The sequence below is a fragment of the Methylobacterium sp. J-088 genome (assembly GCF_022829295.1).
In the GTDB taxonomy this organism is placed as follows: Bacteria; Pseudomonadota; Alphaproteobacteria; order Rhizobiales; family Beijerinckiaceae; genus Methylobacterium.
The window spans coordinates 1-26209 of record NZ_JAKSYH010000130.1 but is presented as its reverse complement, the minus strand read 5'-3'; the positions used below and the strand labels follow the sequence as shown (position 1 = coordinate 26209).

Here is a 26209-nt window from a genome sequence, read left to right as displayed (position 1 = left end):
TTTGCCCAGGCCCAGATGCGCCGATAGGCTCTCGATCAGGGCGGTGCGCAGACAAGCGGACATGGGGGGATCCCTTTGGCGAGGAATCCCTCAGTCCACCACGGCGCGCCGCCCGCCGCCACTGTGTCGTGTACCGTGTGCAACGCGATCGGGCACGGCTCTAGCACGATGTGTCGGGTTCCTGCTCCACATGGCTGTTCGAGCCGGCGGCCGCTCAGACCGCCAGCGCCAGCTTGGCCTCATCCGTGAAGGCGCCGCCCTCGATCACGCTCTGCTCCAGCCCGGACGCGGCCACCAGAAGGTTCTCGGCGTAGAAGCGTGCGAGCGCGACGCGCCCCGCATGGGCCGGGTCGGTCTCGCCAGCCTTCAGGGCAGCGCCCGCCGCCAGCGCGCTCCGGGTGAGGCAGGCGCCGCCGAGCACGAGGCCGAACAGGCGCAGATACGGGGTCGCGCCCGCGAGCGCCGCCTCCGGACGGTTGGACGCCAAAGCCGCGAGCTGGTGGCTCGTCGCCCGGTCGAGGCTGCCGATCCCGTCCCGCAGCCGCGCCGCCATGTGGCCGAAGGCCGGGTCGCCCGCCTTGAGCAGGCCCTCGGCTGCCCGGCGCATCCAGGCGATCTGCGAGCGCACCGTGGCGCCGCCGTTCAGGGGCAGCTTGCGGGCGGTGAGGTCGATCGCCTGGATGCCGTTGGTGCCCTCGTAGATGCCGAGGATGCGCGCATCGCGCATCAGCTGCGCCGCCCCGGTCTCCTCCACGAAACCCATGCCGCCATGGACCTGCACGCCGAGCGAGGTCACCTCGTTGGCGAGGTCGGTGGCGAAGGCCTTGGCCACCGGGGTCAGCAGCGAGGCGCGATCCAATGCGGGTTGCCCCTCCGGCCCCTGCGCGGCGTCGAGCGCGGCGGCGGTGAGGTAGCAGATCCCCCGGGCGGCGGCGGTGTAGGCCTTCATGGTGAGCAGCATGCGCTGCACGTCCGGATGCGCCACGATCGGGCTCGTCGCCTCGGCGGCACCGATCGCCCGGCCCTGGCGGCGCTCGTGCGCGTAGGCGAGCGCCCGCTGGGTCGCGGCCTCGGCGACGCCGACCCCCTGGAGGCCGACGTTCAGGCGGGCCGCGTTCATCATCGTGAACATGCAGGCCAGCCCCTTGTTCTCCTGGCCGATCAGCCAGCCGGTGGCGCCGCCCTGGTCGCCGAACGCCATGGAGCAGGTCGGCGAGGCGTGGATGCCGAGCTTGTGCTCGAGGCCGGAGCAGCGCAGGTCGTTGCGGCTGCCGTCGGGGAGCACCTTCGGCACGAGGAACAGCGAGATGCCCCGGGTGCCGGCGGGCGCATCGGGCAGCCGGGCCAGGACGAGGTGGACGATGTTGTCGGCCAGATCGTGCTCGCCGTAGGTGATGTAGATCTTGTTGCCGGTGATCCGGTAGGTGCCGTCGCCGACCGGCACGGCGCGGGTCCGCAGCAGAGCGAGGTCGGAGCCCGCCTGCGGCTCGGTGAGGTTCATGGTGGCGGGCCATTCGCCCGAGACCAGTTTTTCGAGGTAGCGCGCCTTCAGTTCGTCCGAACCGTGGGCTGCCAGCGCTTCGATGCCGCCTTGCGTCAGAAGCGGGCAGAGGCCGAAGGCGAGGTTGGCGCCGTTCCACATCTCGGTGCAGGCGGCCTCGATCAGCTTCGGCAGGCCCTGGCCGCCATGGTCGGCCGCGGCCGAGAGACCGTTCCAGCCGCCCTCCGTGAAGGTGCGGTAGGCCTCCCGCCAGCCCGGCGGGGTGGTGACGCGCCCCTCCGCGAACGGGGTGCCGTGCCGGTCGCCGGCCCGGTTCAACGGCGCGAGCACGCCGGCGGCGATCCGCCCGGCCTCGGAGAGGATCGCCTCGGCGTCCTCGGGATCGACCGCGTCGAGCCCGGCCACGTGCCTGAGCGTGAACAGCATCTCGGGGACCGGGGCGCGGTAACTCATGACGATCCTCCCTCGGCGGCGGCCCGCGCGTTCGATGTGGCGCGGGTTTGACCGCGCCCGCATCCCGGGGCTACGGCGGCCCGAGAATAGGCGTGCGCACCGCCCGTGTCTCTGAGACGGCTTCCCCCATGAACGATCCCGGGTCAACGGTCCCGGCCGCGACCCCGCGGCTCGATCCTGACGCGTCCGGCCTTGCCGAGGCCGCCGCGCTTTTGCGGGGCGGCGCCCTCGTGGCCTTCCCGACCGAGACGGTCTACGGGCTCGGGGCGGACGCGACCGATCCCGCCGCCGTAGCGCGGATCTTCGCCGCCAAGGAGCGGCCCCGTTTCAACCCGCTGATCGCGCATCTGCCGGATCCCGACTCGGCCGCGGCGGAGGGCGTGTTCGATGGTCCGGCGCGCCGTTTGGCGGACGCCTTCTGGCCGGGCCCGCTGACCCTGGTGGTGCCGGCCCATTCGGGGACGCGCGTCTGCGACCTCGCCCGCGCCGGCCTTCCGAGCGTCGCCCTGCGGGTGCCCGCGCATCCGCTGGCGCGGGCGCTCCTGTCCGCGGTGGACCGGCCGGTGGCCGCGCCCTCGGCCAACCGCTCGGGCCGGGTCAGCCCGACGCGGGCCGCCCACGTCCTCGACGATCTCGCGGGCCGGATCGCCGCCGTGCTCGATGGGGGCGACACGCCGGTGGGGGTCGAATCGACCGTTGTGGCCTGTCTCGGCGGCCCGCCGCGTCTGCTGCGGCCCGGCGGGATCACCCGGGCGGCGCTCCGCGCGGTTCTGGGCCACGATCCGGCGCGCCCGGAGGCGGCCGATGCCGACCGGCCGGCGGGACCCGGCATGCTGGCCTCGCACTACGCCCCCCGGGCGCGGGTCCGCCTCGACGCGACGCGCATCGCGCCGGGGGAGGCGGTGCTGCTGTTCGGCGCGCACCACCCCGAAGGCTACGCAATGGCCTGCGCCGCGCTCAACCTCAGCCCGGCGGGCGATGCCGAAGAAGCCGCCGCCCGCCTCTTCGGCGCCCTGCGGGAGCTCGACGCGTCGGGGGCGGCGACCATCGCGGTGGCGCCGATCCCGTCCGCGGGCCTGGGCGAAGCGATCCGCGACCGGCTGGCCCGGGCCGCCGCCCCCCGTTGAGGCAGCGTGCGATTTTTTTCGCCAGCGGCGGAACAAACCCCTTCGTCGCCCGTTTATTGATCACGAAGGCCTTCTCAGCCCCCAATGGCCTTTTTCCTTTCAGGCTCGGAGCAATCCGAGCCTTTTTTCTTGGCCGAAACCCTCAGGCCAGCTTGGCCGCGATCCCGGCAACGTGGCGGCCCTGGAAGCGGGCGCCCTCCAGCTCCACCCCGCTCGGCTGACGCGAGCCGTCGCCATCCGCGATCGTGCTGGCGCCGTAGGGCGTCCCGCCCTTCACCGCCTCGACCCCGCCCTGCCCCTGGAAGCTGTAGGGCAATCCGACCACCACCATGCCGTGGTGAAACAGCACCGTGTGGAAGCTCGTCAGGGTCGTCTCCTGGCCGCCGTGCTGGGACGCTGTCGAGGTGAAGACCGAACCGACCTTGCCGACCAGGGCACCCTTCATCCAGAGCCCGCCGGTCTGGTCGATGAACTGCTTCATCTGGGAGGCCATGTTGCCGTAGCGGGTCGGCGTGCCGAAGATGATCGCGTCGTAGTCGGACAGCTCATCGACGGTGGCAACGGGGGCCGCCTGATCGAGCTTGAAATGGCTCTGCCGGGCGACCTCTTCGGGCACCAGCTCCGGAACGCGCTTCACCACCACGTCGGCCCCGGCCTCCCGGGCACCCTCGGCGACGGCGTAGGCCATCTGCTCCACGTGTCCGTAGGTCGAGTAGTACAGCACCAGCACCTTGGCCATGTCGGGATCTCCGGGTCGCGTTTCGCACGGCCGCCCGAATCATCGAACGGCGCGATGCCACCTCCATCGCGCGTTTCGTGCTTTGCAAAAATGCCCTGCTGCGCAAAACCGGTCTTGCGCAGACGCAAGGAGCAGGCATGCCGCTGGATTGGGACGCGTTTCGCTTCGTGAAGACCGTGGCCACGCAGGGCGGCCTGACGGCGGCCGCGGCGCAGCTCGGAATCAACCACTCGACGGCTTTTCGCCGGCTCACGGCGCTGGAAACGAAGCTCGGGGCACGGCTGTTCGAGCGCCTGCGGACCGGCTACGTCCCCACCCCCTGCGGCCAAGCCATGGTCGAGGCCGCGAACCGGATCGAGGCCGACGTGACCCGGTTCGAGCGTAGGGCGGTCGGCCGAAGCGAGACCCCCTCCGGCGAACTCCGCGTGACGGCGCCGACGAGCCTGGCCTTGGAACTGCTCATGCCGATCCTGGCGGACTTCGCCACCCGCTATCCCGAGATCCGGATCGAGCTGATCCTGGCCGAGGCGGCGCTCAACCTGTCGCGCCGGGATGCCGATGTTGCGATCCGGGCAAGCCGCGATCCGAGCGAGACCCTGGTCGGTCGCCGCCTCGCCGCGGTGGCGTGGGCCATCTACGGCCGGGCCGACCGGGAATACCGCGACCTCGCGTCTGAGGCCTGGGTCAGTCCGGATCCGACCGTGGCCGGCGGCACGTTCGCGCGGTTCGCCGGCGCGCAGGCTCCGGCGGATCGTGTCAGGCTGCGGATCAACACGGTCACGGGGCTGGAGGCCGCCGTCGCGGCGGGGATTGGGATTGGCCCCCTGCCCTGCTTCTCGGCCGATGCCAACCCCGCTTTGCGCCGCCTCTCGGGGCCTCATCCGGAACTTGGGGTCGATCTCTGGGTGCTGACCCATCCGGACCTGCGGCACGCGGCCAGGGTCCGGGTCTTCATGGACCATATCGCCGAGGCGATCCTGCCCCTGCGGCCGCGCTTCGAAGGTTTGCCGGTCGCAGGCTTGCAGGAGCAGCGGTAAACGCGTTCAGCGGATCTCGAGCACCTCGACGTCGTGGCCGTTCACCTCGACCACGTCGCCCACCGTCTTGCTGGTGATCGCGCGCGCCAGCGGCGCCACGTAGGAGATCGAGCCCTTGTGTGGATCGGCCTCGTCCTCGCCGACGATCCGGAAGGTCTGGCGGGTCTCCTTGCCGGACTCGTCCTCGCGCAGCACCGTGACGGTCGAACCGAAATGCACCGTGTCGCCCGCCTTCGGCTCCACGAGCTGTGCGGTGTTCTTCCGGGATGCCCAATAACGCAGGTCGCGCCCGATCCTGGAATCCTCGGCCTTATCGTTGGGATCCAGGGACGCGACCTCCTTTTCGAGGCGCGCCACTTCGGCCTCGATCTGGGCCAAGCCCTCTGGGGTGACGAAGTTGGCATGGGGCGAGATCGGCCGATCCGGCAGGTTCTCGAACGCTTCCCCGCCCTCGGGCTCTTTGATGAATGCGACGCTCATAAAGAATTAAACAGGGCTGGTACGGCTCCGGTTCCACCACTTTGGAAGCAGAGCGCTGCCCGCCGCATCGAACACCGGTTCGGCGCAAGCGGGCGCGGCTCTAGCCCACATCCACCACAATCCGCCCCCGCACCTTCCCGGCCAAAATCTCTTCGCCGAGCCGGCCGACACCCTCCAGGCGGACCGTGCTGGTCATCGCGGCGAGCTTGGCCAGATCGAGGTCGCGGGCGAGCCGCGCCCAGGCCTCGCGGCGTTTCGGCTGCGGGGTGGTGACGCTGTTGATGCCCAGCAGCGAGACACCGCGCAGGATGAACGGCGCCACCGAGGTCGGCAGGTCCATCCCCTGCGCCAGACCACAGGCCGCGACGGCACCGTCGGCCTTCGTCATGGCGAGCACGTTGGCAAGCGTCGTCGAGCCGACCGCGTCCACCCCCGCGGCCCAGCGCTCCTTGCCGAGCGGCTTGCCGGGCTTCGACAGCTCCGCCCGGTCGAGGATCTCGGCCGCGCCGAGGCCCTTCAGGTAATCGGTTTCGCCGTCGCGCCCCGTGGAAGCGATCACGTGCCAGCCCGCCCGTGCGAGCAAAGCCACCGCCACCGAGCCGACGCCGCCCGAGGCGCCGGTGACGATCACCGGGCCGTGGGCGGGCGTCACCCCGTGGGCGTCGAGCGCCATGCAGCACAGCATTGCGGTGTAGCCGGCGGTGCCGATCGCCATGGCCTGCTCGGGGCGGAGCCCCTGGGGCAGCGGAACGAGCCAGTCACCCTTCACCCGGGCGCGCTGCGCATAGGCGCCGAGATGCGTCTCGCCGACGCCCCAGCCGGTGAGCACCACGGGATCGCCCGGCTTGTACGCGGAATGATCCGAGCGCTCGACGATACCGGAGAAGTCGATGCCGGGGATCATCGGAAAGCGGCGCACCACCGGCGACTTCCCGGTGAGCGCGAGACCGTCCTTGTAGTTCAGGGTCGAGTGCGTCACCCGGACGGTGACGTCACCGTCCATCAGGTCGGCCTCGTCGAAATCCCGGAACGCAAGGCTCTGTCCGGCCTCGCCCTTGTCGACCACCCAAGCCTTGAACGTCCCCATCGTCACCTCCCGTCGTTGGCGGTGAGGTGTCGCCGGGACGCCCGGAATCAAGGCGGCAGGGCGGGCGTCAGTACCCTTCGTACGGACTGCCGTAGGTGAAGCCGAGGGCGACGCCGAGATCCGACGAGCTGGCGCCGGTCATGCCCACGGCATCCGGGATCGAGCCGATCAGCGGACCGCCATAGGAGGCCGGTGCGTAGCCGCCATAGCCGCCGCCGACCGGAACCCATCCGGCCCGGGCGGGCGCCACGCGGACGCGCCGGCTCACGCTGGCATATTCCGGCGGGATCGTCTCGGGGATCGCCTGGGCCGGGCGAACCACCACGGTCCGGGTGCGCATGGCGAAGCGCGGCGGCGTGGTGACCCAGCAGCCGACCAGCTCGCCGCCGGGGCCGCGGCTCGTCTGCCAGAAGTGACCGCCCGGCGCGACCAGCACCTGTTCGGACACGGTTTCGTAAACCGGCGGGACGGTGCGGTAGACGGTGCGCGACGGGCGCACCAGCACGGTCTCCTGCACCGTGTCGTAGACGGGCGGCATGACCACGTGGCGGTAGCAGGCGCTGCCGTAGCAGCCACCGGCCTGGGCGGGCGCGGCGAGGAGCAGGCCGCCGAGGGCGGCGAGGACGAGGGTGCTGGCGACCGGCGCGGTCATGGAATTCCTCTGGTACGCAATACGCTGGACCGAGCCGCGAAAGCGGCGCCCGTCTCGACGTACCAGAGGCCAGACTCGTTGCCTGGCGTGCAAGCATTATCGGGAACGAAGGTAAAATTAACCCTTGGTTTCGACTGCTTAGCCGTCGCCTACCTAGGTAGAATTGCTCGGATCGGCATCAGGATCTCTTATGAAGTCCAGACCGGGCCCGATCAGGTCTGGCCGGCCTTGAGCTGATAGAAGATATGCCGGCCGATGACGTCCATCTTCCGCAGCCGACGCGCCCAGCCCGGCCGCACGTAATCGGCGTGGTAATGGGTGGCGGCGCCGACCTCGGCCAGATAGGTCCGGCCCTCGATCACCGAGCGGGCGATGCGGGTGGCGGATTCCCACGCGCCGGCATCGGTGATGCGGAGCGACTTGCCCTCGCAGGCGAAGGAGAATTGGCAGCCCATGTAGTGGTGCCGGTTCTGGTAGACGACGCCGCAGACGCTCGCCGGATAGAGGCCGCTCTTCACGCGGTTCAGCACCACCTGGGCGACGGCGGCCTGCCCGGCCTCGGACTCGCTGCGGGCCTCGAAATAGACCGCTTCCGACAGGCAGCGCTGCTCCTTGTCGAGGGATTCCGGGTCGATCAGGTCGGCGTAGCGCCGGCGGGCATCCTCGGGCACGGGCTGGGCGCTGTCGGGGCGCTCGGTGCGGATCGCGAAATCGGGCAGCGCGAGGCTCGCGGCCGCGACCTCGACGGGAATCGCGTCGGCGGGGGCCGGGGTGGTGGACGACAGGGCGACGGCGCGGGGCACCGGCGGGGTCGAGCCATCGAAGCGCGCGGGATCGCCGTCCTCGGTCAGGTCGGCCGTCCCCGCGCCCGTGGAAGCGGCACTGCCGGCACCGGTGGTCAGGCCAAGATCGGGCACCAGCAGGAAGGTGGCGTCCGGCTCGGATTCCGGGTCCCAGATCGCGGCCCCTTGCGTGAGCACGCCGCTGACGCTGCCGGTGACGTCGCCGAACACCAGGGCGGCGCCGGTCTCGCGGAGGTTCACGGCACGACGGGCGAAGCTCTCGGCCGGCGGCTGGGCCGGGTTGCCCTTGCCCGCCCGCTGCACCACCGGGAAGACATGGGCGCCGGTCTTGAACACCGCCCGGGGCGGCTCGTCGCCGAGGCTGCGCAGGGCGGAGCCGATCAGCATCGTGCCGGGCGGCAGGGGCGGGACCGTGTCGGCATCGATCAAGCCGAGGCGGCTCGATCCGATGGCGTTCTCCGTGCCGGCATCGGCGGTGAACGACACCAGAAGGCCGAGCCCGACCATCCAGGGGGTCATCGCGGCCGAGAGCCAGCGCAGGCTCGATTCCCGTCGTCCTCGTCTCGTGCCCACGACGCCAGACCCGTACTCACAGAACCCGAAGGACCCGATCCTCCCCGTTTCCAGGGTGTTTCTGCGGCCGCCCGGGATTTATCGCGCGGTATGGTTGAGGCTGGGTTAAGCGCGCGTCACGGGCGCTGTCCCGTTCGGACGCGACCATGAAAAAGGGCGGCCCGAAGGCCGCCCTGTCGCGTCTCGATGCTGCGCGTCGCCTCACTCGGCGGCGGGCATACGCTCCTCGACCGGGATCGCACCGCTCTCGAACTGCTTCTGCTGCAGGATCATCGCGTCGCGGCGGCGGGCGATGGAGCGGATGTCCGCCACCATCGAACCCGTGCCGGCCGGGATGAGCGAGCCGACGATCACGTTCTCCTTCAGGCCTTCCAGATGATCGACCTTGCCGTTGACCGCGGCCTCGGTGAGCACCCGGGTCGTCTCCTGGAACGAGGCCGCCGAGATGAACGACTTGGTCTGCAGCGACGCCTTGGTGATGCCGAGCAGGACTGGAACGCCCTGGATCGGCTTCTTGCCCTCGGCGAGCAGCTTGTCGTTGAACTCGGTCAGCTCTGTGCGGTCGATCTGATCGCCCGAGAGGATGTCGGAATCACCGCCATCGGTCACTTCGACCTTCTGCAGCATCTGCCGGACGATCACCTCGATGTGCTTGTCGTTGATCGACACGCCCTGCAGCCGGTAGACCTCCTGGATCTCGTTGACGAGGTAGGCCGCGAGCTCCTCCACGCCCTTGATCGCCAGGATGTCGTGCGGCGCCGGGTTTCCATCGACGATGTAATCGCCGAGCTCGACCACGTCACCGTCCTGCAGGTGGATGTGCTTGCCCTTCGGGATCAGGTACTCGACCGCCTCCGAGCCGTCATGCGGCGTCAGCGTGAGCCGACGCTTGTTCTTGTAGTCGCGGCCGAACGCGATGGTGCCCGACTTCTCGGCGATGATCGCCGCATCCTTCGGGCGCCGGGCCTCGAACAGCTCCGCCACCCGCGGCAGACCGCCGGTGATGTCGCGGGTCTTGGCCGAGTCGGTCGAGACGCGGGCCAGGATGTCGCCGGCATTGACCTTCGAACCCGGATCGAAGCCGATGATGGCATCGACCGGCAGGAAGTAACGGGCGTCCGAGCCGCGGGGCAGCTTGAGCGCCTTGCCTTCCTTGTCGACCACGACCATCGCGGGCTTCAGGTCCGAGGTCCGGGCCGAACCGCGCCAGTCGACGACGACGCGCTTGGCGATGCCGGTCGACTCGTCGGTGGTCTCGGTCATGGACTGGCCGTCGACCAGATCCTCGTAGGCCACGAGGCCATCGACCTCGGTGAGGATCGGACGGGTGTAGGGATCCCACTCGGCGATCCGCTGCCCGCGCTTGATCTTGTCGCCCTCGTCGACCCGGAGCTTGGCGCCGTATTGCAGGCGGTGGACCGCCCGCTCGACGCCGTCCGACCCGACGATGACGACCGCCACGTTACGGCCGGTGGCGATCAGATCGCCATCGGAGTTCTTGGCGATCGCGCGGTTGCGGATCTTGATCGTGCCCTCGAAGCTCGACTCGATGAACGACGAGTCGGCAATCTGGGCCGCACCACCGATGTGGAAGGTCCGCATCGTGAGCTGCGTGCCCGGCTCGCCGATCGACTGCGCCGCGATGACGCCGACGGCCTCACCCATGTTGACGGGCGTGCCGCGGGCCAGATCGCGCCCGTAGCAGGTGGCGCAGACGCCACTCCGGGTGGCGCAGACCAGCACCGAGCGGATCTTCACCTCCTGGATGCCGGCGGCGTTGATCGCCAGCAGGTGCCGCTCCTCGATGGTCTCGCCGGTCTTGACGATCACCGTGCCGTCCGCAGCCACCAGATCCTCGGCCGTGGCGCGGCCCAGGATACGGGTGGCGAGCGTCGCCACGACCTGACCGGCATCCACGATGGCGCGCATCTTGATGCCGTTGGTCGTGCCGCAATCGACCTCGCGGATCACGGCATCCTGGGCCACGTCGACGAGGCGGCGGGTCAGGTAGCCGGAATTGGCGGTCTTCAGGGCGGTATCGGCCAGGCCCTTACGGGCACCGTGCGTGGAGTTGAAGTACTCCAGGACGTCCAGGCCTTCCTTGAAGTTCGAGATGATCGGCGTCTCGATGATCTCGCCCGACGGCTTGGCCATCAGGCCGCGCATCGCCGCGAGCTGCTTCATCTGGGCGGGCGAGCCACGGGCACCGGAGTGGCTCATCATGTAGATCGAGTTGATCTGCTTGTCGGCCCCGTTCTCGTCCTTCTGGACGGCGGAGATCCGGCCCATCATCTCGGCCGCCAGCTTGTCCGAGCACTTGGCCCAGGCATCGACCACCTTGTTGTACTTCTCGCCCTGGGTGATCAGGCCGTCGTTGTACTGCTGCTCGTAATCCTTCACGAGCGCGCGGGTGGTGTCGACGATCGACCACTTGTTGTCCGGAACGACCATGTCGTCCTTGCCGAACGAGATGCCGGCCTTGAACGCGTGGTTGAAGCCCAGCGCCATGATCCGATCACAGAAGATCACCGACTCCTTCTGACCGCAGTGGCGGTAGACGGTGTCGATCATCGCCGAGATCTCCTTCTTGGTCATCAGCTTGTTGACGACGTCGAAGGGAACCTTGGCGTGCTTCGGCAGGGCGCCGGACAGGATCACCCGGCCCGGGGTGGTCTCGTAGGTCTTGGTCAGCGGCTGGTTGTCCGGGCCGATGCCGGTCCAGCGCCACTTGATCTTGGTGTGCAGCGACACGGCCTTGGCGGCGAGCGCATGCTCGAGTTCGCCCATGTCGCCATAGACGCCCTGCATCGGGTTCTTGGGATTGTCCGCCTGGAACGCGCCCGGCAGGCCGTCAGCCACGATCGACAGGTAGTAGAGGCCGAGCACGATATCCTGCGACGGCACGATGATCGGCTGACCGTTGGCCGGGTGCAGGATGTTGTTGGTCGACATCATCAGCACGCGCGCTTCCAGCTGCGCCTCGAGCGACAGCGGGACGTGCACGGCCATCTGGTCGCCGTCGAAGTCGGCGTTGAACGCGGCGCAGACCAGGGGGTGCAGCTGGATCGCCTTGCCCTCGATCAGCTTCGGCTCGAACGCCTGGATGCCCAGACGGTGGAGCGTCGGCGCGCGGTTCAGCATCACCGGGTGCTCGCGGATCACCTCATCGAGGATATCCCAGACCTCCGGCTTTTCTTTTTCAACGAGCTTTTTCGCCTGCTTCACCGTGGCGGAAAAGCCCTTGGCGTCGAGGCGCGCGTAGATGAACGGCTTGAACAGCTCCAGAGCCATCTTCTTGGGCAGGCCGCACTGGTGCAGCTTCAGCTCCGGACCGACCACGATGACCGAACGGCCCGAGTAATCGACGCGCTTGCCGAGCAGGTTCTGGCGGAACCGGCCCTGCTTGCCCTTGAGCATGTCGGCGAGCGACTTCAGCGGGCGCTTGTTGGCACCCGTGATGACGCGGCCGCGCCGACCGTTGTCGAACAGCGCGTCCACCGCCTCTTGCAGCATCCGCTTCTCGTTGCGGATGATGATGTCGGGCGCGCGCAGCTCGATCAGCCGCTTCAGGCGGTTGTTGCGGTTGATGACGCGGCGATACAGGTCGTTCAGGTCGGAGGTCGCGAAGCGGCCGCCGTCCAGCGGGACCAGCGGGCGCAGGTCCGGCGGGATCACCGGCACGACCGTGAGGATCATCCATTCCGGCTTGTTGCCGGACATCTGGAAGGCCTCGATGATCTTGAGCCGCTTCAGGAGCTTCTTGGGCTTGAGCTCCGAGGTGGTGACCGCGATCTCCTCGCGCAGATCGTTGGCGATCTTGTCGAGGTCGAGTTCCTGCAGGATGCGCCGGATGGCTTCGGCGCCGATCATGGCGGTGAAGCTGTCCTCGCCGTACTCCTCCTGGGCGCGCAGGTACTCCTCCTCCGAGAGGAGCTGACGCTCCTTCAGGGGGGTGAGGCCCGGCTCGATGACGCAGTAGGACTCGAAGTACAGGATCCGCTCAAGGTCCTTGAGCGCCATGTCGAGCAGCAGGCCGATGCGCGAGGGCAGCGACTTCAGGAACCAGATGTGCGCGACGGGAGCGGCCAGCTCGATATGGCCCATGCGGTCGCGCCGGACGCGCGCCAGGGTGACCTCGACGCCGCACTTCTCGCAGATGACGCCCTTGTACTTCATGCGCTTGTACTTGCCGCACAAGCACTCGTAATCCTTGATCGGCCCGAAGATGCGCGCGCAGAACAGGCCGTCGCGCTCGGGCTTGAAGGTCCGGTAGTTGATGGTCTCGGGCTTCTTGATCTCACCGTACGACCAGGAGAGAATCTTCTCCGGGGACGAGATCGAGATCTTGATCTGGTCGAAGCTGACCGGTGTGGCCTGCTGGTTGAAAAGGTTCATGACCTCTTGGTTCATGATCCGCTCCTTGTTGACGCCGAGGGCCCCGCGCCGGGCCGTCGTGTCCTGAAAAAGGTCCGGCGCCGCACCCCGCACGGGTGCTGCTCACCGTCGTCAAACCCGGAAGGCCCCTCCCCTTCCCGCTCGACCGTGGCGGCGGTGATCCCCACCGCCACGGGAGGTTTTTGCGACTGGCTCTACTCGGCCGCGTCGGCCGGCGGCTCGAGCTGGTCGTTCGCGGCCTTCTTCGAGGACGTCAACTCGACGTTGAGGCCGAGCGAGCGCATCTCTTTGACGAGCACGTTGAACGACTCGGGGATGCCGGCCTCGAACGTGTCGTCACCGCGGACGATCGCCTCGTAGACCTTGGTGCGGCCGGCCACGTCGTCCGACTTCACCGTGAGCATCTCCTGCAACGTGTAGGCCGCGCCGTAGGCCTCCAGCGCCCAGACCTCCATCTCGCCGAAGCGCTGACCGCCGAACTGTGCCTTGCCGCCCAGCGGCTGCTGGGTGACGAGCGAGTACGGGCCGATCGACCGGGCGTGGATCTTGTCGTCCACCAAGTGGTGCAGCTTCAGCATGTAGATGTAGCCCATCGTCACCTTGCGGTCGAAGGACTCGCCGGTCCGCCCGTCATAGAGCGTCGACTGCGCCGAGCGGTCGAGCCCGGCCATCTCCAGCATCTGCTCGATGTCGGCTTCCTTGGCACCGTTGAACACCGGAGTGGCCATCGGCACGCCGCGGCGGACATTGTTGCCGGCCTCGGCCAGCTCCTCGTCCGTCAGACCGTCGAGCTCACCCGGAGAGTAGATCGCCTCCATCTCCTGACGCAGCGGCGCGATGTCGTGCGACTTCAGATAGGCATCCACCGCCTTGGAGACCTTGCGACCCAGGCCCGCAGCCGCCCAGCCCAGATGGGTCTCCAGGATCTGGCCGACGTTCATGCGCGAGGGCACGCCCAGCGGGTTGAGCACGATGTCGGCATGGGTCCCGTCCTCAAGGAACGGCATGTCCTCGATCGGCACGATCCGCGACACGACACCCTTGTTGCCGTGACGGCCGGCCATCTTGTCGCCCGGCTGGATCTTGCGCTTCACCGCCACGAAGACCTTGACCATCTTCATGACGCCGGGCGGCAGCTCGTCGCCGCGCTGCAGCTTCTCGACCTTGTCGAGGAAGCGCTGCTCGAGGCGCTTCTTCGACTCGTCGTACTGCTTCTGCATCGCCTCCATCTCGGTCATGAGACGGTCTTCGATGACGGCGAACTGCCACCATTGCGAGCGCGGATAGTCGTTGATCAGCTCGCGGGTGAGCGTCGTGTCCTTCTTGAAGCCCTTCGGGCCGGCCACCGGCGCCTGGCCGATCAGCACATCCGCCAGACGGGCGTAGGTGTTGCGGTCGAGGATCGCCTGCTCGTCGTCGCGGTCCTTGGCGAGCCGCTCGATCTCCTCGCGCTCGATCGCCTGGGCGCGCTCGTCCTTGTCGACGCCGTGGCGGTTGAACACCCGGACCTCGACGATCGTGCCGGTGACGCCCGGCGGGACCCGCAGCGAGGTGTCGCGCACGTCCGAGGCCTTCTCGCCGAAGATGGCGCGGAGCAGCTTCTCCTCCGGCGTCATCGGGCTCTCGCCCTTCGGGGTGATCTTGCCGACGAGGATGTCGCCGGCATTCACCTCGGCACCGATATAGACGATGCCGGCCTCGTCGAGGTTCTTGAGCGCTTCCTCGGAGACGTTCGGGATGTCGCGGGTGATTTCCTCCGGCCCGAGCTTGGTGTCGCGGGCCATCACCTCGAACTCCTCGATGTGGATCGAGGTGAACACGTCATCCTTCACGATCCGCTCGGAGAGCAGGATCGAGTCCTCGAAGTTGTAGCCGTTCCACGGCATGAACGCGACGAGCACGTTCCGGCCGAGCGCCAGCTCACCGAACTCGGTCGAGGGACCGTCGGCGATGATCTCGCCCTTCTTCACGAACTCGCCGACGCGGACCAGCGGCTTCTGCGTGATGCAGGTCGATTGGTTGGAGCGCTGGAACTTCTGCAGGCGGTAGATGTCGACGCCCGGCTTGTTCGCATCCGCCTCCTCGGTGGCGCGGATGACGATACGGGTGGCGTCGACCTGATCGATGATGCCGGCCCGGCGCGCCGCGATGGCGGCGCCGGAATCCCGGGCGACCACCGCCTCCATGCCGGTGCCCACGAACGGGGCGTCGGCGCGGACCAGCGGCACCGCCTGCCGCTGCATGTTCGAGCCCATGAGCGCGCGGTTGGCGTCGTCGTTCTCCAGGAACGGGATCAGCGCCGCGGCGACCGAGACGAGCTGCTTGGGCGAGACGTCCATGAGGTCGACGCGCTCGGGGCCCACGACGATCACGTCGCCGGCCCGACGGCAGACCACGAGGTCCTCCGTCAGCTTCTTGTTCTCGTCCATCTGGGCGTTGGCCTGGGCGACGTAGTACTTCGCCTCCTCCATGGCCGACAGGTAGGCGACCTCGTTGGTGACCACGCCGTCGCGGACGCGGCGGAACGGGGTCTCGATGAAGCCGTACTTGTTGACCCGGGCGAAGGTCGCCAGGGAGTTGATCAAGCCGATGTTCGGGCCTTCCGGCGTCTCGATCGGGCAGATCCGGCCATAATGGGTCGGGTGCACGTCGCGCACCTCGAAGCCGGCGCGCTCGCGGGTCAGACCGCCCGGGCCGAGCGCCGAGAGGCGGCGCTTGTGCGTCACCTCGGAGAGCGGGTTGGTCTGATCCATGAACTGCGACAGCTGCGACGAGCCGAAGAACTCGCGCACGGCCGCGGCCGCGGGCTTCGCGTTGATCAGGTCCTGCGGCATGACCGTGTCGATATCGACCTGGCTCATGCGCTCGCGGATGGCGCGCTCCATGCGCAGGAGGCCCAGGCGGTACTGGTTCTCCATGAGCTCACCCACCGAGCGGACGCGGCGGTTGCCGAGGTGATCGATGTCGTCGACCTCACCCTTGCCGTCGCGCAGCTCGACCAGTGCCTTGACCACCGCCAGCATGTCCTCCTTGCGGAGGGTGCGGACCGTGTCGGCGGCGTCGAGGTCGAGCCGCATGTTCATCTTCACGCGGCCGACCGCCGAGAGGTCGTAGCGCTCGGAATCGAAGAACAGCGAGTGGAACATCGCCTCGGCGGTATCGAGGGTCGGCGGCTCGCCCGGGCGCATGACCCGGTAGATGTCGAACAGCGCGCCCTCGCGGCCGGAATTCTTGTCCACCGCCAGGGTGTTGCGGATGTAGGGGCCGACATTGACGTGGTCGATGTCGAGCACCGGCAGCTCGGTGGTGCCGACATCCTCGAGGCTCTTCAGGAGCTTCTCGGAGATCTCCTCGCCGGCCTCGGCCCAGATTTCGCCGGTCTGCGCGTTGACCAGATCCTCGGCGATGTACTGCCCGACGAGATCCTCGTCGGTCGCCTTCAGGAACTTGGTGCCCTTGTCGGTGATCTGACGGGCGTTGCGGGCGTTGAGCTTCTTGCCGGCCTCGAGCACGACCTCGCCGGAATCGGCGTCGATCAGGTCGACGGTCGCCTTCATGCCCTTCATGCGCTCGGCATCGAACGGCACACGCCACTCGGCGCCATCCCGGTCGTAGACGACGCGGTTGTAGAAGGTCGACAGGATCTCCTCGCCGTCCAGGCCGAGCGCGTAGAGCAGCGACGTCGCCGGCAGCTTGCGCTTCCGGTCGATGCGGACATGCACGATGTCCTTGGCGTCGAACTCGACGTCGAGCCAGGAGCCCCGGTACGGGATGATGCGGGCGGCGAACAGGAGCTTGCCCGACGAATGGGTCTTGCCCTTGTCGTGGTCGAAGAACACGCCCGGCGAGCGGTGCATCTGCGAGACGATGACGCGCTCGGTACCGTTGACGATGAAGGTGCCGTTCTCCGTCATCAGGGGCATGTCGCCCATGTAGACGTCCTGCTCCTTGATGTCCTTGACCGACTTGGCCTGGGTGTCGGGATCGACATCGAACACGATCAGGCGGAGCGTCACCTTCAGCGGCGCCGCAAAGGTGATGCCGCGCTGGCGGCACTCATCGACGTCGTATTTCGGCTGCTCGAAGGTGTAGCGGACGAATTCCAGGAGGGCCGTGGCGGCGAAGTCGGAGATCGGGAACACCGACTTGAACACGCTCTGCAGCCCTTCGTCGCCGCGCCCGCCTTCGGGCTCGTCGACCATCAGGAACTGGTCGTAGGACGCCTTCTGAACCTCGATGAGGTTCGGCATCTCGGCAACTTCCTTGATCTTGCCGAAGAACTTCCGAATGCGCTTGCGACCGACCAGCGTGTTGGCCATGTGACCTCGCTCCTACCCGCGTGCCTCGCGCCCGGGGAAGCGTTCCCGCGAAGGGACCTCCCGCACCGGGCCGTGACGCGCGCCCCGCCGGGCCGCGCCACCGAACCGAATCTCGTTTTCGGTCCCTTCCGGGACCATCCGCCGAAGCGGCCTAAAGCCCGCGGGCGCAGCGCCCGCGGGCTTCGGTCACGACAGGCCCGGAACGGACCTCCGTGAGGTGATGGGCCGGGACCGGCCCATCGTCGCCTTACTTGAGCTCGACCTTGGCGCCGGCCTTCTCGAGCTGGGCCTTGAGCTTCTCGGCCTCGTCCTTGGTGACGGCTTCCTTGACCGGCTTGGGCGCGCCCTCGACCAGGTCCTTGGCTTCCTTGAGGCCGAGGCCGGTGATCGCGCGGACCTCCTTGATGACCTCGATCTTCTTGTCGCCGGCGGCGGCGAGAACGACCGTGAACTCGGTCTGCTCCTCGACGGCGGCAGCGCCACCGCCGGCGGCCGGGCCAGCGGCCACGGCGACGGCAGCGGCAGCCGAGACGCCCCACTTCTCTTCAAGCATCTTGGCCAGGTCGGCAGCCTCGAGAACGGTCAGCGAGGACAGGTCGTCGACGAGCTTGGCAAGATCAGCCATTGTGAATTCCTCTCAGATATCGGTTCGAACGAAGGGTTTTTGAAGGCCCTCAGGCGGCCTCGTCCTTGGTGGCATAGGCCCCGAACACGCGGGCGAGCTTGGCCGCCGGCGCATTGACGACCTGGGCGATCTTGGTCGCGGGCGCCTGTACGAGGCCCACGATCTTGGCGCGCAGTTCGTCGAGGGACGGGAGCGAGGCGAGGGCCTTCACGCCGTCCGGGTTCAGGGTTGTCGCGCCCATTGCGCCGCCGAGAATCACGAGCTTGTCGTTCGTCTTGGCGAAATCCACCGCGACCTTGGCGGCTGCGACCGGATCGCCGGAATAGGCGAGCAGGGTCGGGCCCTTCAGGAGCGGCTTGATGGAGGCGACGTCCGTACCATCGAGTGCGATGCCGGCGAGGCTGTTCTTGGCGACCTTCACGGTGGCGCCGGCCTGCTTCATCTGCGAACGCAGCTTCTGCATGTCGGCGACCGTGAGGCCCTTGTAGTGGGCCACGACGACAACGGCGCTCTGATTGAACACGCCGTTGAGCGTCGAGACGAGGTCAGCTTTTGCTGTCCGGTCCACTGGGCTCTCTCCGGTTGGCGGAACCCGAAAATCGGGCCCGCCGGTTGCACATGCCGCCCGGACGTGGTCTCGGCCTTCGAAAGACCGGGAACGTCCGAACGACGCTTCGCGGCCCTGTCCCCGCACGTGCCCCTGAGGGGCCGCTTCGGGTGAGTTGGTTCAAACCGATACCCCTCCACGGCCTGAGCCGTGGCGAAGCGTTTCGAATTCGGTCTTCCCCGTCTGTGCAGGCTGGTGGATTAAGCCGGCGAACCGGCACCTGCAGTCTCGGACAGGACATGGCCGGACGAGGCTCCGCGGGGCGTGGTGCCCTCTGGATCCTGCCGGCCAGTGCCACCCGGTTGCCCGGGCAACATTTCGAGCGGAAACCGGCCAATCGGCCGTTTCCTTCCGTAAGGATAAATGCGTGAAGCGCGGTGTATAGAGCCTGGCAAGCGGCCTGCCAAGACCCGAAGCGCGACTTTTCCGCCGCAGGCAAGGGCCTGCACGCCATCACTCCGCCATCCAAGCGCAGTTCCCGCGTGTTCTGGCCCTCAGACCTGACTGAGCAGTGCATTGACGTCTCGCCCGCGGTAGAGGATGCGCAGGATCTCGATCCGCGTCTCGCGCAGGGCATATGCGATGACAACGCGGCGCTCGAAAGCGATGAGCCGCAGCCCTGGCCTGGAACGTCCCGGGCACGCCCTGCCCTAAAAAGTTCGGATAGCGACTCGCAGCGGCTCCGGATCCGACGAATGAGGGCTATCGCCTGTTCCGGGCTTTCGATGGCGATATAGTCGTACAGAGAATCGAGATCCCCAACGGCCTCCGACCGGAGGAAGATCTCAAGGCTGACCGCCGTTGCTCACCCGGCGCGCGTGCCGCCCTTCCAAGCGGTCGAACGCGACAGCAACGGCGACTCCCGGATTGGGATCATCGAATGCCGCGGCGATCGAAGCCAGAAGATGGTCGCGATGCCCAGTTTGGGTCGCGATGGCCTCTTCCAAGAGGCGCAATCCCGCGGCGATCACGTCAGACAGATCCCGAAATCGGCCGGCATCGACTTGGCTTCGCACGAAGCGGTCGAGGTCAGGAGTCAGGTCGATGTCGGTCATGACGGAGTTCCGCATTTCGGACAGCAGGCCGTGAGGCTATGCCGCCTCGCGCTCCGGCGCCAGCTTCCGCCTTGCCGATTCCCACCAGCTCCGGTCGCGGGCCTCCTTCGCCTCCGCGGCCTTGGCGGCGTAGAACGAGGCGTTGTGCTCGCCGCGCAGGGCCTCACGAGTGAAGCGGATCAGGTGGTGGGCCACGAAGCCCATATTGAACACCGCTTCGATCTGCCCGCGCTTCAGGGCATAGCCGGCCGCGCTCCAGAACGGCTTGCGGTAATCCGAAAACATCCCGACCCGCGTGATGATGTTGAAGCCGAGGATCAGACCGCGGCGCAGGTTGGTGAAGGTCAGCTTGCCGGCGGTCGGCGTGGTGATGCGGTTCGGGTAGGTCACCGCGCACTGATGCTTGAACCGCTCGAAGATTTTTTCGGGCTCGTAGGCGTGCGCGATCGCCCGGCGCCAGCTGCTGACCACGGAATCGTGGGGGCGCTTGAACAGGACGTTCGATTCCAGGCTGGCATCGTGCAGGAGCCGGCCTTCGCGCTCCAGCCGGTCCCAGAGCGGCGTCTTGGGCAGGGCCTGGAGCAGGTTGATGGTCAGGACGGGAATCGCCGAGCGGTCGATGAAGTCGATCAGGTTCTGCTCGGATGCGTCGCTGTCGGAATCGAGCCCCAGGATGATGCCGGAGGTCACCTCCAACCCGTAGGAATTCAGCGTCTCGATCGCCTCGTACATCGGCACGGCGGCATTGTGGGTCTTGTCGATCCCCTTGAGCGCCTCCGTCTCCGGGGTCTCGATCCCGACGAACACGGTCATGAAGTTCGCCTGCCGCATCAGCTCGAGGATCTCGGGCTGCTTGGCCATGTTCAGCGTCGCCTCGCAAGCGAACTGGAGCGGGTATTCGTTCTTCTTCTGCCACGCCACGAGGTGCGGCAGCATCTCGCGGGTCGCCTTGCGGTTGGCGATGAAGTTGTCGTCCACGAAGTAGACCACCGCCGGGTGGCCCGGCTGGCTGATGATCGCGTCGAGCTCGGCGCACATCTGCTCCGGGCTCTTCAGGCGCGGCTGGCGGCCGTAGAGCTGCGGGATGTCGCAGAACTCGCAGCGATACGGGCAGCCCGAGGAGAATTGCAGCGAGCCGATCAGATAGCGCTTCAGCGGCGCCGCCTCGTAGGCCGGGGCCGGGAAATCCGAAAGGGCGAGCCGATCCTTGGTCTCCAGCACCACCTGGGCGGGCGGCGGCGTCAGGTCGGCATCGAGGCGCGCGATGAGCTGGTCGGTGGCGTCGCCGATCTCGCCGAGATGGAGGTAATCGAAGTCGCGGTACTTCTCCGGGGCGCCCGAGACCGAGGGGCCGCCCAGGGCCGTGACCTTGCCGGCCGCGCGGGCGCGGTCGCGGATGTCGTGGATCTGCGGCTCCTGGATGTGCATGCCGGAGACGAACACCGCATCGGCCCAGGCGAAGTCGGCCGGACCCGCGCGGCGGATATTCTCATCGATGAACCGGCATTCCCACGCCTCCGGCATATAGGCTGCGATCAGCAGCAAGCCTTGCGGCGGCATGAACGCCTTCACCCCGCCCATCAGCGGGTAGGCGTGGGAGAACGTCCCGAAGGACGGGGTGTAAGCGGGGAAGACGCACAGGATGCGTCGCTTGGAGGAAACCGTCAGGGTGCATCGCATGGCGGCTTATCTAGCACAGCCTTGGGGCTTGGCGCCCCCCTTCGTGGTGAGAATGGCGTGAGGGAGCATCGACAACGAAAAAACGCCCGGCCGTTTCCGGTCGGGCGCTTCGCAGCGTGGACGATTCGCCTGGGGTCAGGCGGTGAGCACGGTGTTCGGCTCGACCTTCACGCCCGGGCCCATCGTCGAGGTGACGGCGATGCGCTGGACGTAGGTGCCCTTGGCACCCGCGGGCTTGGCCTTGGCGACCGCGTCGGCGAACGCCTTGATGTTCTCGACGAGCTTGTCGGCGTCGAACGAGACCTTGCCGACGCCGGCATGGACGATGCCGGCCTTCTCGACGCGGAACTCGACCGAGCCGCCCTTGGCACCGGCGACGGCGCTCTTCACGTCCATGGTGACGGTGCCGACCTTCGGGTTCGGCATCAGGCCGCGCGGGCCCAGCACCTTACCGAGACGACCGACCAGCGGCATCATGTCCGGGGTGGCGATGCAGCGATCGAACTCGATCTTGCCGCTCTGCACGATCTCCAAGAGATCCTCGGCGCCGACGATGTCGGCACCGGCAGCCTTGGCGTCGTCCGCCTTGGCGCCGCGGGCGAAGACTGCAACACGCACCGTCCGGCCGGAGCCATTCGGCAGGTTGCAGACGCCGCGAACCATCTGGTCGGCGTGACGGGGATCGACGCCGAGGTTCATGGAGACCTCGACGGTCTCGTCGAACTTCGCGGTCGCCCGCTCCTTCACCAGCTTGATCGCCTCGTCGAGGGGATAGAGCTTGGTGACCTCGATGCCCTCGCGGGCGGCGCGGATGCGCTTGCCTTCCTTAGCCATGATGTCCTCCCTCAGGCCGTGACTTCAAGGCCCATGGCCCGGGCAGAGCCGCGGATCATGGCAACGGCCGACTCGAGCGAGTCGCAGTTGAGGTCGGGCATCTTCTTCTCGGCGATCTCGCGGAGCTGCGCCTCGGAGATCTTGCCGACGGTCGGGCCCTTGCCCGGGGTCTTGGAGCCGGAGGCCGGCTTCTTGCCGATCTTCAGGCCGACGGCCTTCTTCAGGAAGAAGGTGACCGGGGGCTGCTTCATCTCGAAGGTGAAGGAGCGGTCCTGATACGCGGTGATGATCACCGGGATCGGGGTGCCCTTCTCCATCTGCGCGGTCTTCGCGTTGAAGGCCTTGCAGAATTCCATGATGTTGAGGCCGCGCTGACCGAGCGCGGGGCCGATCGGCGGCGACGGGTTCGCTGCGCCGGCCGGGACCTGAAGCTTCACGTAACCCGTGATCTTCTTCGCCATGGGACTGCTCCCAATGATAATCCGCCCCCACGCAGCCTGAAGCGCGGCGGGTCGGACGGTTGCAGGTCGCGGTGCGAGCCGTTGATCCCGGAGGCGAGGCCGGGCGGATCTCCCGCGGATGGTGCCGCATCCCTATCGAGGTGCGGCGGCTTCTCGGCTGCCGCTCAGCGACGGCCGCGAAAGACCAGCGGCCGGAAGGCCGCCGAAACAAGCAGGCTCAGGCCTTCTCGACCTGGGCGTATTCGAGCTCCACCGGCGTGGCGCGGCCGAAGATCGACACGGCCACCTTGAGGCGGGAGCGGGCCTCGTCGATCTCCTCGACGGTGCCGTTGAAGCTGGCGAACGGCCCGTCGGCGACCCGGACGGTCTCGCCGATCTCGAAGGACACGGAGGGCTTCGGCCGGTCGACGCCCTCGGCGACCTGCCCCTTGATCCGCTCGGCCTCGGAATCGGGGATCGGAACAGGCTTCGACTTGTCGGCGCCCAGGAAGCCCGTGACCTTCGGGGTGTTCTTGATCAGGTGGTAGACCTCGTCGGTGAGGTCGCACTTCACCAGCACGTAGCCGGGGAAAAACTTGCGCTCGGCATCGACCTTCCGGCCGCGGCGCACCTCAACGACCTTCTCGATCGGGACCATCACCTCGTCGAACAGCTCGGACAGCCCGCGCTGGGCCGCCTGGTCCTTGATGGACTGCGCGACCTTGTTCTCGAAGTTCGAGTAGGCGTGGACGATGTACCAGCGCTTCGACACGGTTCCGTTCAACTCCGATACGTCTGCGAGGTCTCCCTCGTCCGATGGTGCCCGGCCTCAGAGGCCCAAAATCTCAAAGACCGAGGATCAGGCCAACCACGAAGCGCAGGGCCTGGTCCACCACCGTGAAGAACAGGCTTGCGACCACCACCATCACGAACACCATGATCGTCGTGATCGTGGTCTCCCGGCGGGATGGCCACGTGACCTTGCGGGCCTCGTCGCGGACCTGCGCGAAGAACTCGCCCGGTGTGGCACGCTTCTGTGGCGCACGAACCGGCGTCGCCGGACGGGCCGGCGGCGGGTTCACGGGGCCGCGGGCCGCGCCGCGCACCAGGTCCACCTTCTTGGTCGCTTCGTTCGATGCCATGGCGCCAGTGTCTGTGCGTGTTCGGCCCCGGGCAGAGACCGCTCCGGGAACGCGAATGACGGCGCCGAGGACCCGGATGGGCCCGCACCGACGGTCGCTTCAGATCTCGGATTTCGCCCGCTCTAACGCAACTCCACCGGCTTGTCGACCGGGCCGCTGCGTGGGATCGGGCCGGATGTCTGGCAGGAGTGGAGGGACTCGAACCCGCAACCTCCGGTTTTGGAGACCGGCGCTCTGACCAGTTGAGCTACACTCCTAGCGAACCGCCCAATGCCTCATCGCGGCCCGGCTTGCAAGGGGTTCGGCCGGCGGCCGCCGCAAATCACCGGCCGTGATCGGCCCGCTCCATCGTGTTCAGGGGCCGGAGCTGGCGGCCGTCGAAGCGGAACAGTTCGTCGCTGCGGCCGTACGGGCCCGTGCGCAGGTAACGCGTGGCCTCCGCGGCCAACGCGCGCCGCGCGGGGCTGCCGGACGGCCAGGCGAGGAGCAGGTTGCGCGTCGGTCCGGCCAGCGTGATGCTGTCGGTCTTGAGGGCGCTCCGAATCTCGTTGAGATAAGGCAGCACGAGCAGCCGCGCGATGGCGAAATCGTCCCCCGGATTGGCCATGGCGAACAGGGGCGCACCGTCCCCGAGCACCAGTTCGAACGGCGCATCCTTCGACGTGACCGCCAAGTTCGCGACGGCCGTTGTCTCCACCTGTGCGGGATCGATCTGCCAGCCCGCGAGCATCTCGCGGGTCACGTACTGATAGCGATTCGGCTCGTCGAGCACGTAGACCACGTGCAGCGTCTCGAAAAACCGACGATGCGCGAGCATCGCGTATTGCTGGAGGACCTCGTCCGGCACGAGTTGCGGCCGCAGGCGCGACCGGATCGTCGCGAAGTCGCCCGTGTCCGGTGCGGGGGCGGCCTTCGCGAAAGCCACGGCGAGGAATTCCTCGACCTCATGCCGGCGTCCGGGCTCGGAGAGGCCGTCGATGCGCTGATACAGGTTCGTCAGATCGATCGTCTTCGTGCCGACGCTGAGCTGCGCCGGATCCGCCTCGAGGAGGACCTTCACCCCCGGCCGGATGTCCCGGATCAGCGCTGCCACCTCAGCGCGAAAGCGCCCGTCGGTCAACGCATCACCCCAGGCCGCGCCGGCCAGAACCGCCGCCCCCACACAGATCAGGGCCACGAAACACCCGGCCCGAAAAATGGAACCGACCGACATCCGAGTCTCCCCAAGAGCAGGCGGAGACAGGACAAAGCAACGCCGGCGCTCCGTCAAGACGAAGGCCGGCGTGAGTCACATCGATCTGGGTCGACGCCCGCCGTCGAGACGGCGGGATGCTTGTGGCCCAGTGCACGGCGCACCAGTCCTTCGAGCTATGCCCGATCGCACGTCTATGGGCTTGGCTCGAAGTCTTTGTCGTGACGCGCTCTCCCCCGAACCGGTGTCCGCTTCGGCCGAGAGCGCTCTTGCAGGTTCAGTCGTTGATGGCGGCGACGACGCCGGCACCGACGGTGCGGCCGCCCTCGCGGATGGCGAAGCGCAGCTTCTCTTCCATGGCCACCGGCACGATCAGCACCACGTCCATGGTCACGTTATCGCCCGGCATCACCATCTCGGTGCCCTCGGGCAGCGTGCAGATCCCGGTCACGTCCGTCGTGCGGAAGTAGAACTGCGGCCGGTAGTTCGTGAAGAACGGCGTGTGACGGCCACCCTCCTCCTTGGTCAGGATGTACGCCTCGGCCTTGAACTTGGCGTGCGGCTTCACCGAACCCGGCTTGCACACGACCTGGCCGCGCTCCACGTCCTCGCGCTTCGTGCCGCGCAGCAGCACGCCGACATTGTCGCCCGCCTGACCCTGGTCGAGCAGCTTGCGGAACATCTCCACGCCGGTCACCGTCGTGGTCTGCGTGTCGCGGATGCCGACGATCTCCACCGTCTCACCCACCTTCACGATCCCGCGCTCGACGCGGCCCGTCACCACCGTGCCGCGGCCCGAGATCGAGAACACGTCCTCGATCGGCATCAGGAACGGCATGTCGATCGGACGCTCCGGCTGCGGGATGTAGCTGTCCACCGTCGCCATCAGCGCCAGCACCGCTTCCTTGCCGATCTTCGGCTCCTTGTCCTCCAGCGCCATCAGCGCCGAGCCCTTGGTGATCGGGATGTCGTCGCCCGGGAAGTCGTACTTCGAGAGGAGCTCGCGCACCTCCAGCTCGACCAGCTCCAGCAGCTCCTCGTCGTCGACCATGTCGACCTTGTTCAGGAACACCACCAGCGCCGGCACGCCGACCTGACGGGCCAGCAGGATGTGCTCGCGGGTCTGCGGCATCGGGCCGTCGGCCGCCGACACCACCAGGATCGCGCCGTCCATCTGCGCCGCGCCCGTGATCATGTTCTTCACGTAGTCGGCGTGGCCGGGGCAATCCACGTGCGCGTAGTGACGGTTGGCCGTCTCGTACTCCACGTGCGCCGTCGAGATCGTGATCCCGCGCGCCTTCTCCTCCGGAGCCTTGTCGATCTGGTCGTAGGCCGTGAACGTCGCGCCGCCCGTCTCAGCCAGCACCTTCGTGATCGCCGCCGTCAACGACGTCTTGCCGTGATCCACGTGACCGATCGTGCCGATGTTGCAGTGCGGCTTGGTGCGGGAGAACTTTTCCTTGCCCAT

General features: G+C 67.7%; 21 protein-coding genes and 1 tRNA gene. 2 read left to right on the top strand and 20 right to left on the bottom strand.

Going from position 1 to position 26209, the window contains the following annotated elements:
- Positions 1 to 214: 214 nt before the first annotated feature.
- Positions 215 to 1954 (bottom strand): acyl-CoA dehydrogenase, encoded by a 1740-nt coding sequence (locus MKK63_RS13735; protein ID WP_244002576.1) that lies wholly within the window; start codon positions 1952 to 1954, stop codon positions 215 to 217.
- A 128-nt stretch (positions 1955 to 2082) separates the two neighbouring features.
- Between MKK63_RS13735 and MKK63_RS13730 the strand changes: the two genes are divergently transcribed.
- Positions 2083 to 3081 (top strand): L-threonylcarbamoyladenylate synthase, encoded by a 999-nt coding sequence (locus MKK63_RS13730; RefSeq protein WP_244002574.1) that lies wholly within the window; start codon positions 2083 to 2085, stop codon positions 3079 to 3081.
- Between the two features lie 142 nt (positions 3082 to 3223).
- Here the strand turns inward: MKK63_RS13730 and wrbA are convergent, their stop codons facing one another.
- On the bottom strand, positions 3224 to 3820 hold the full coding sequence (gene wrbA, locus MKK63_RS13725) for an NAD(P)H:quinone oxidoreductase (protein ID WP_243923895.1): 597 nt from the start codon (positions 3818 to 3820) through the stop codon (positions 3224 to 3226).
- A gap of 137 nt (positions 3821 to 3957) precedes the next feature.
- Between wrbA and MKK63_RS13720 the strand changes: the two genes are divergently transcribed.
- Positions 3958 to 4857 (top strand): LysR family transcriptional regulator, encoded by a 900-nt coding sequence (locus MKK63_RS13720; RefSeq protein ID WP_244002572.1) that lies wholly within the window; start codon positions 3958 to 3960, stop codon positions 4855 to 4857.
- A 6-nt stretch (positions 4858 to 4863) separates the two neighbouring features.
- On the opposite strand, the gene greA is transcribed toward MKK63_RS13720, so the two are convergent.
- The 18 genes from greA to tuf all read right to left on the bottom strand — a co-directional run bounded on the left by greA (position 4864) and on the right by tuf (position 26209).
- Entirely contained in the window at positions 4864 to 5337 is a 474-nt protein-coding gene (greA, locus tag MKK63_RS13715; RefSeq protein WP_244002570.1) for a transcription elongation factor GreA, read from the bottom strand.
- A 100-nt stretch (positions 5338 to 5437) separates the two neighbouring features.
- Positions 5438 to 6424, bottom strand: a complete 987-nt coding sequence (locus tag MKK63_RS13710) for an MDR family oxidoreductase (RefSeq protein ID WP_244002568.1) — start codon at positions 6422 to 6424, stop codon at positions 5438 to 5440.
- 67 nt (positions 6425 to 6491) lie between these two features.
- Positions 6492 to 7076, bottom strand: coding sequence for a hypothetical protein (locus MKK63_RS13705; RefSeq protein ID WP_244002566.1), 585 nt, complete (start codon positions 7074 to 7076; stop codon positions 6492 to 6494).
- 212 nt (positions 7077 to 7288) lie between these two features.
- The gene (locus MKK63_RS13700) at positions 7289 to 8386 is read right to left on the bottom strand and encodes a cell wall hydrolase (protein WP_244002578.1); all 1098 of its coding nucleotides are present in this window, start codon (positions 8384 to 8386) and stop codon (positions 7289 to 7291) included.
- Positions 8387 to 8653: 267 nt separating this feature from the next.
- On the bottom strand, positions 8654 to 12862 hold the full coding sequence (gene rpoC / locus MKK63_RS13695; RefSeq protein ID WP_244002563.1) for a DNA-directed RNA polymerase subunit beta': 4209 nt from the start codon (positions 12860 to 12862) through the stop codon (positions 8654 to 8656).
- A gap of 179 nt (positions 12863 to 13041) precedes the next feature.
- The gene (gene rpoB, locus MKK63_RS13690; protein ID WP_244002561.1) at positions 13042 to 17166 is read right to left on the bottom strand and encodes a DNA-directed RNA polymerase subunit beta; all 4125 of its coding nucleotides are present in this window, start codon (positions 17164 to 17166) and stop codon (positions 13042 to 13044) included.
- 247 nt (positions 17167 to 17413) lie between these two features.
- Complete coding sequence (gene rplL, locus MKK63_RS13685) at positions 17414 to 17791, bottom strand: 50S ribosomal protein L7/L12 (protein WP_244002559.1); 378 nt, start codon at positions 17789 to 17791, stop codon at positions 17414 to 17416.
- A 49-nt stretch (positions 17792 to 17840) separates the two neighbouring features.
- Positions 17841 to 18359: a 50S ribosomal protein L10 gene (gene rplJ, locus MKK63_RS13680; RefSeq protein ID WP_243923909.1), complete on the bottom strand. Its 519-nt coding sequence runs from the start codon at positions 18357 to 18359 to the stop codon at positions 17841 to 17843.
- Positions 18337 to 19182: a type II toxin-antitoxin system RelE/ParE family toxin gene (locus tag MKK63_RS32235; RefSeq protein WP_409564512.1), complete on the bottom strand. Its 846-nt coding sequence runs from the start codon at positions 19180 to 19182 to the stop codon at positions 18337 to 18339. The genes rplJ and MKK63_RS32235 overlap by 23 nt, the downstream gene beginning before the upstream one ends.
- Before the next feature lies 1 nt (position 19183).
- The gene (locus MKK63_RS13675; RefSeq protein WP_244002557.1) at positions 19184 to 19453 is read right to left on the bottom strand and encodes a type II toxin-antitoxin system ParD family antitoxin; all 270 of its coding nucleotides are present in this window, start codon (positions 19451 to 19453) and stop codon (positions 19184 to 19186) included.
- A 36-nt stretch (positions 19454 to 19489) separates the two neighbouring features.
- A complete protein-coding gene (locus tag MKK63_RS13670) occupies positions 19490 to 21133 on the bottom strand; it encodes a B12-binding domain-containing radical SAM protein (protein ID WP_244002555.1) in 1644 nt (547 codons plus the stop codon).
- Between the two features lie 135 nt (positions 21134 to 21268).
- The gene (gene rplA, locus MKK63_RS13665) at positions 21269 to 21967 is read right to left on the bottom strand and encodes a 50S ribosomal protein L1 (RefSeq protein WP_243923912.1); all 699 of its coding nucleotides are present in this window, start codon (positions 21965 to 21967) and stop codon (positions 21269 to 21271) included.
- A gap of 11 nt (positions 21968 to 21978) precedes the next feature.
- The gene (gene rplK, locus MKK63_RS13660) at positions 21979 to 22428 is read right to left on the bottom strand and encodes a 50S ribosomal protein L11 (protein WP_244002553.1); all 450 of its coding nucleotides are present in this window, start codon (positions 22426 to 22428) and stop codon (positions 21979 to 21981) included.
- 217 nt (positions 22429 to 22645) lie between these two features.
- Positions 22646 to 23179 (bottom strand): transcription termination/antitermination protein NusG, encoded by a 534-nt coding sequence (nusG, locus tag MKK63_RS13655; RefSeq protein ID WP_243923914.1) that lies wholly within the window; start codon positions 23177 to 23179, stop codon positions 22646 to 22648.
- Positions 23180 to 23252: 73 nt separating this feature from the next.
- Positions 23253 to 23549: a preprotein translocase subunit SecE gene (gene secE / locus MKK63_RS13650; protein ID WP_244002551.1), complete on the bottom strand. Its 297-nt coding sequence runs from the start codon at positions 23547 to 23549 to the stop codon at positions 23253 to 23255.
- 180 nt (positions 23550 to 23729) lie between these two features.
- Positions 23730 to 23806, bottom strand: a tRNA-Trp gene (locus MKK63_RS13645).
- A 65-nt stretch (positions 23807 to 23871) separates the two neighbouring features.
- Positions 23872 to 24762: a hypothetical protein gene (locus MKK63_RS13640; RefSeq protein ID WP_244002549.1), complete on the bottom strand. Its 891-nt coding sequence runs from the start codon at positions 24760 to 24762 to the stop codon at positions 23872 to 23874.
- A gap of 256 nt (positions 24763 to 25018) precedes the next feature.
- Positions 25019 to 26209 carry an elongation factor Tu gene (gene tuf / locus MKK63_RS13635; protein WP_244002547.1) on the bottom strand — a complete coding sequence of 397 codons (1191 nt, stop codon included), beginning with the start codon at positions 26207 to 26209 and terminating at the stop codon, positions 25019 to 25021.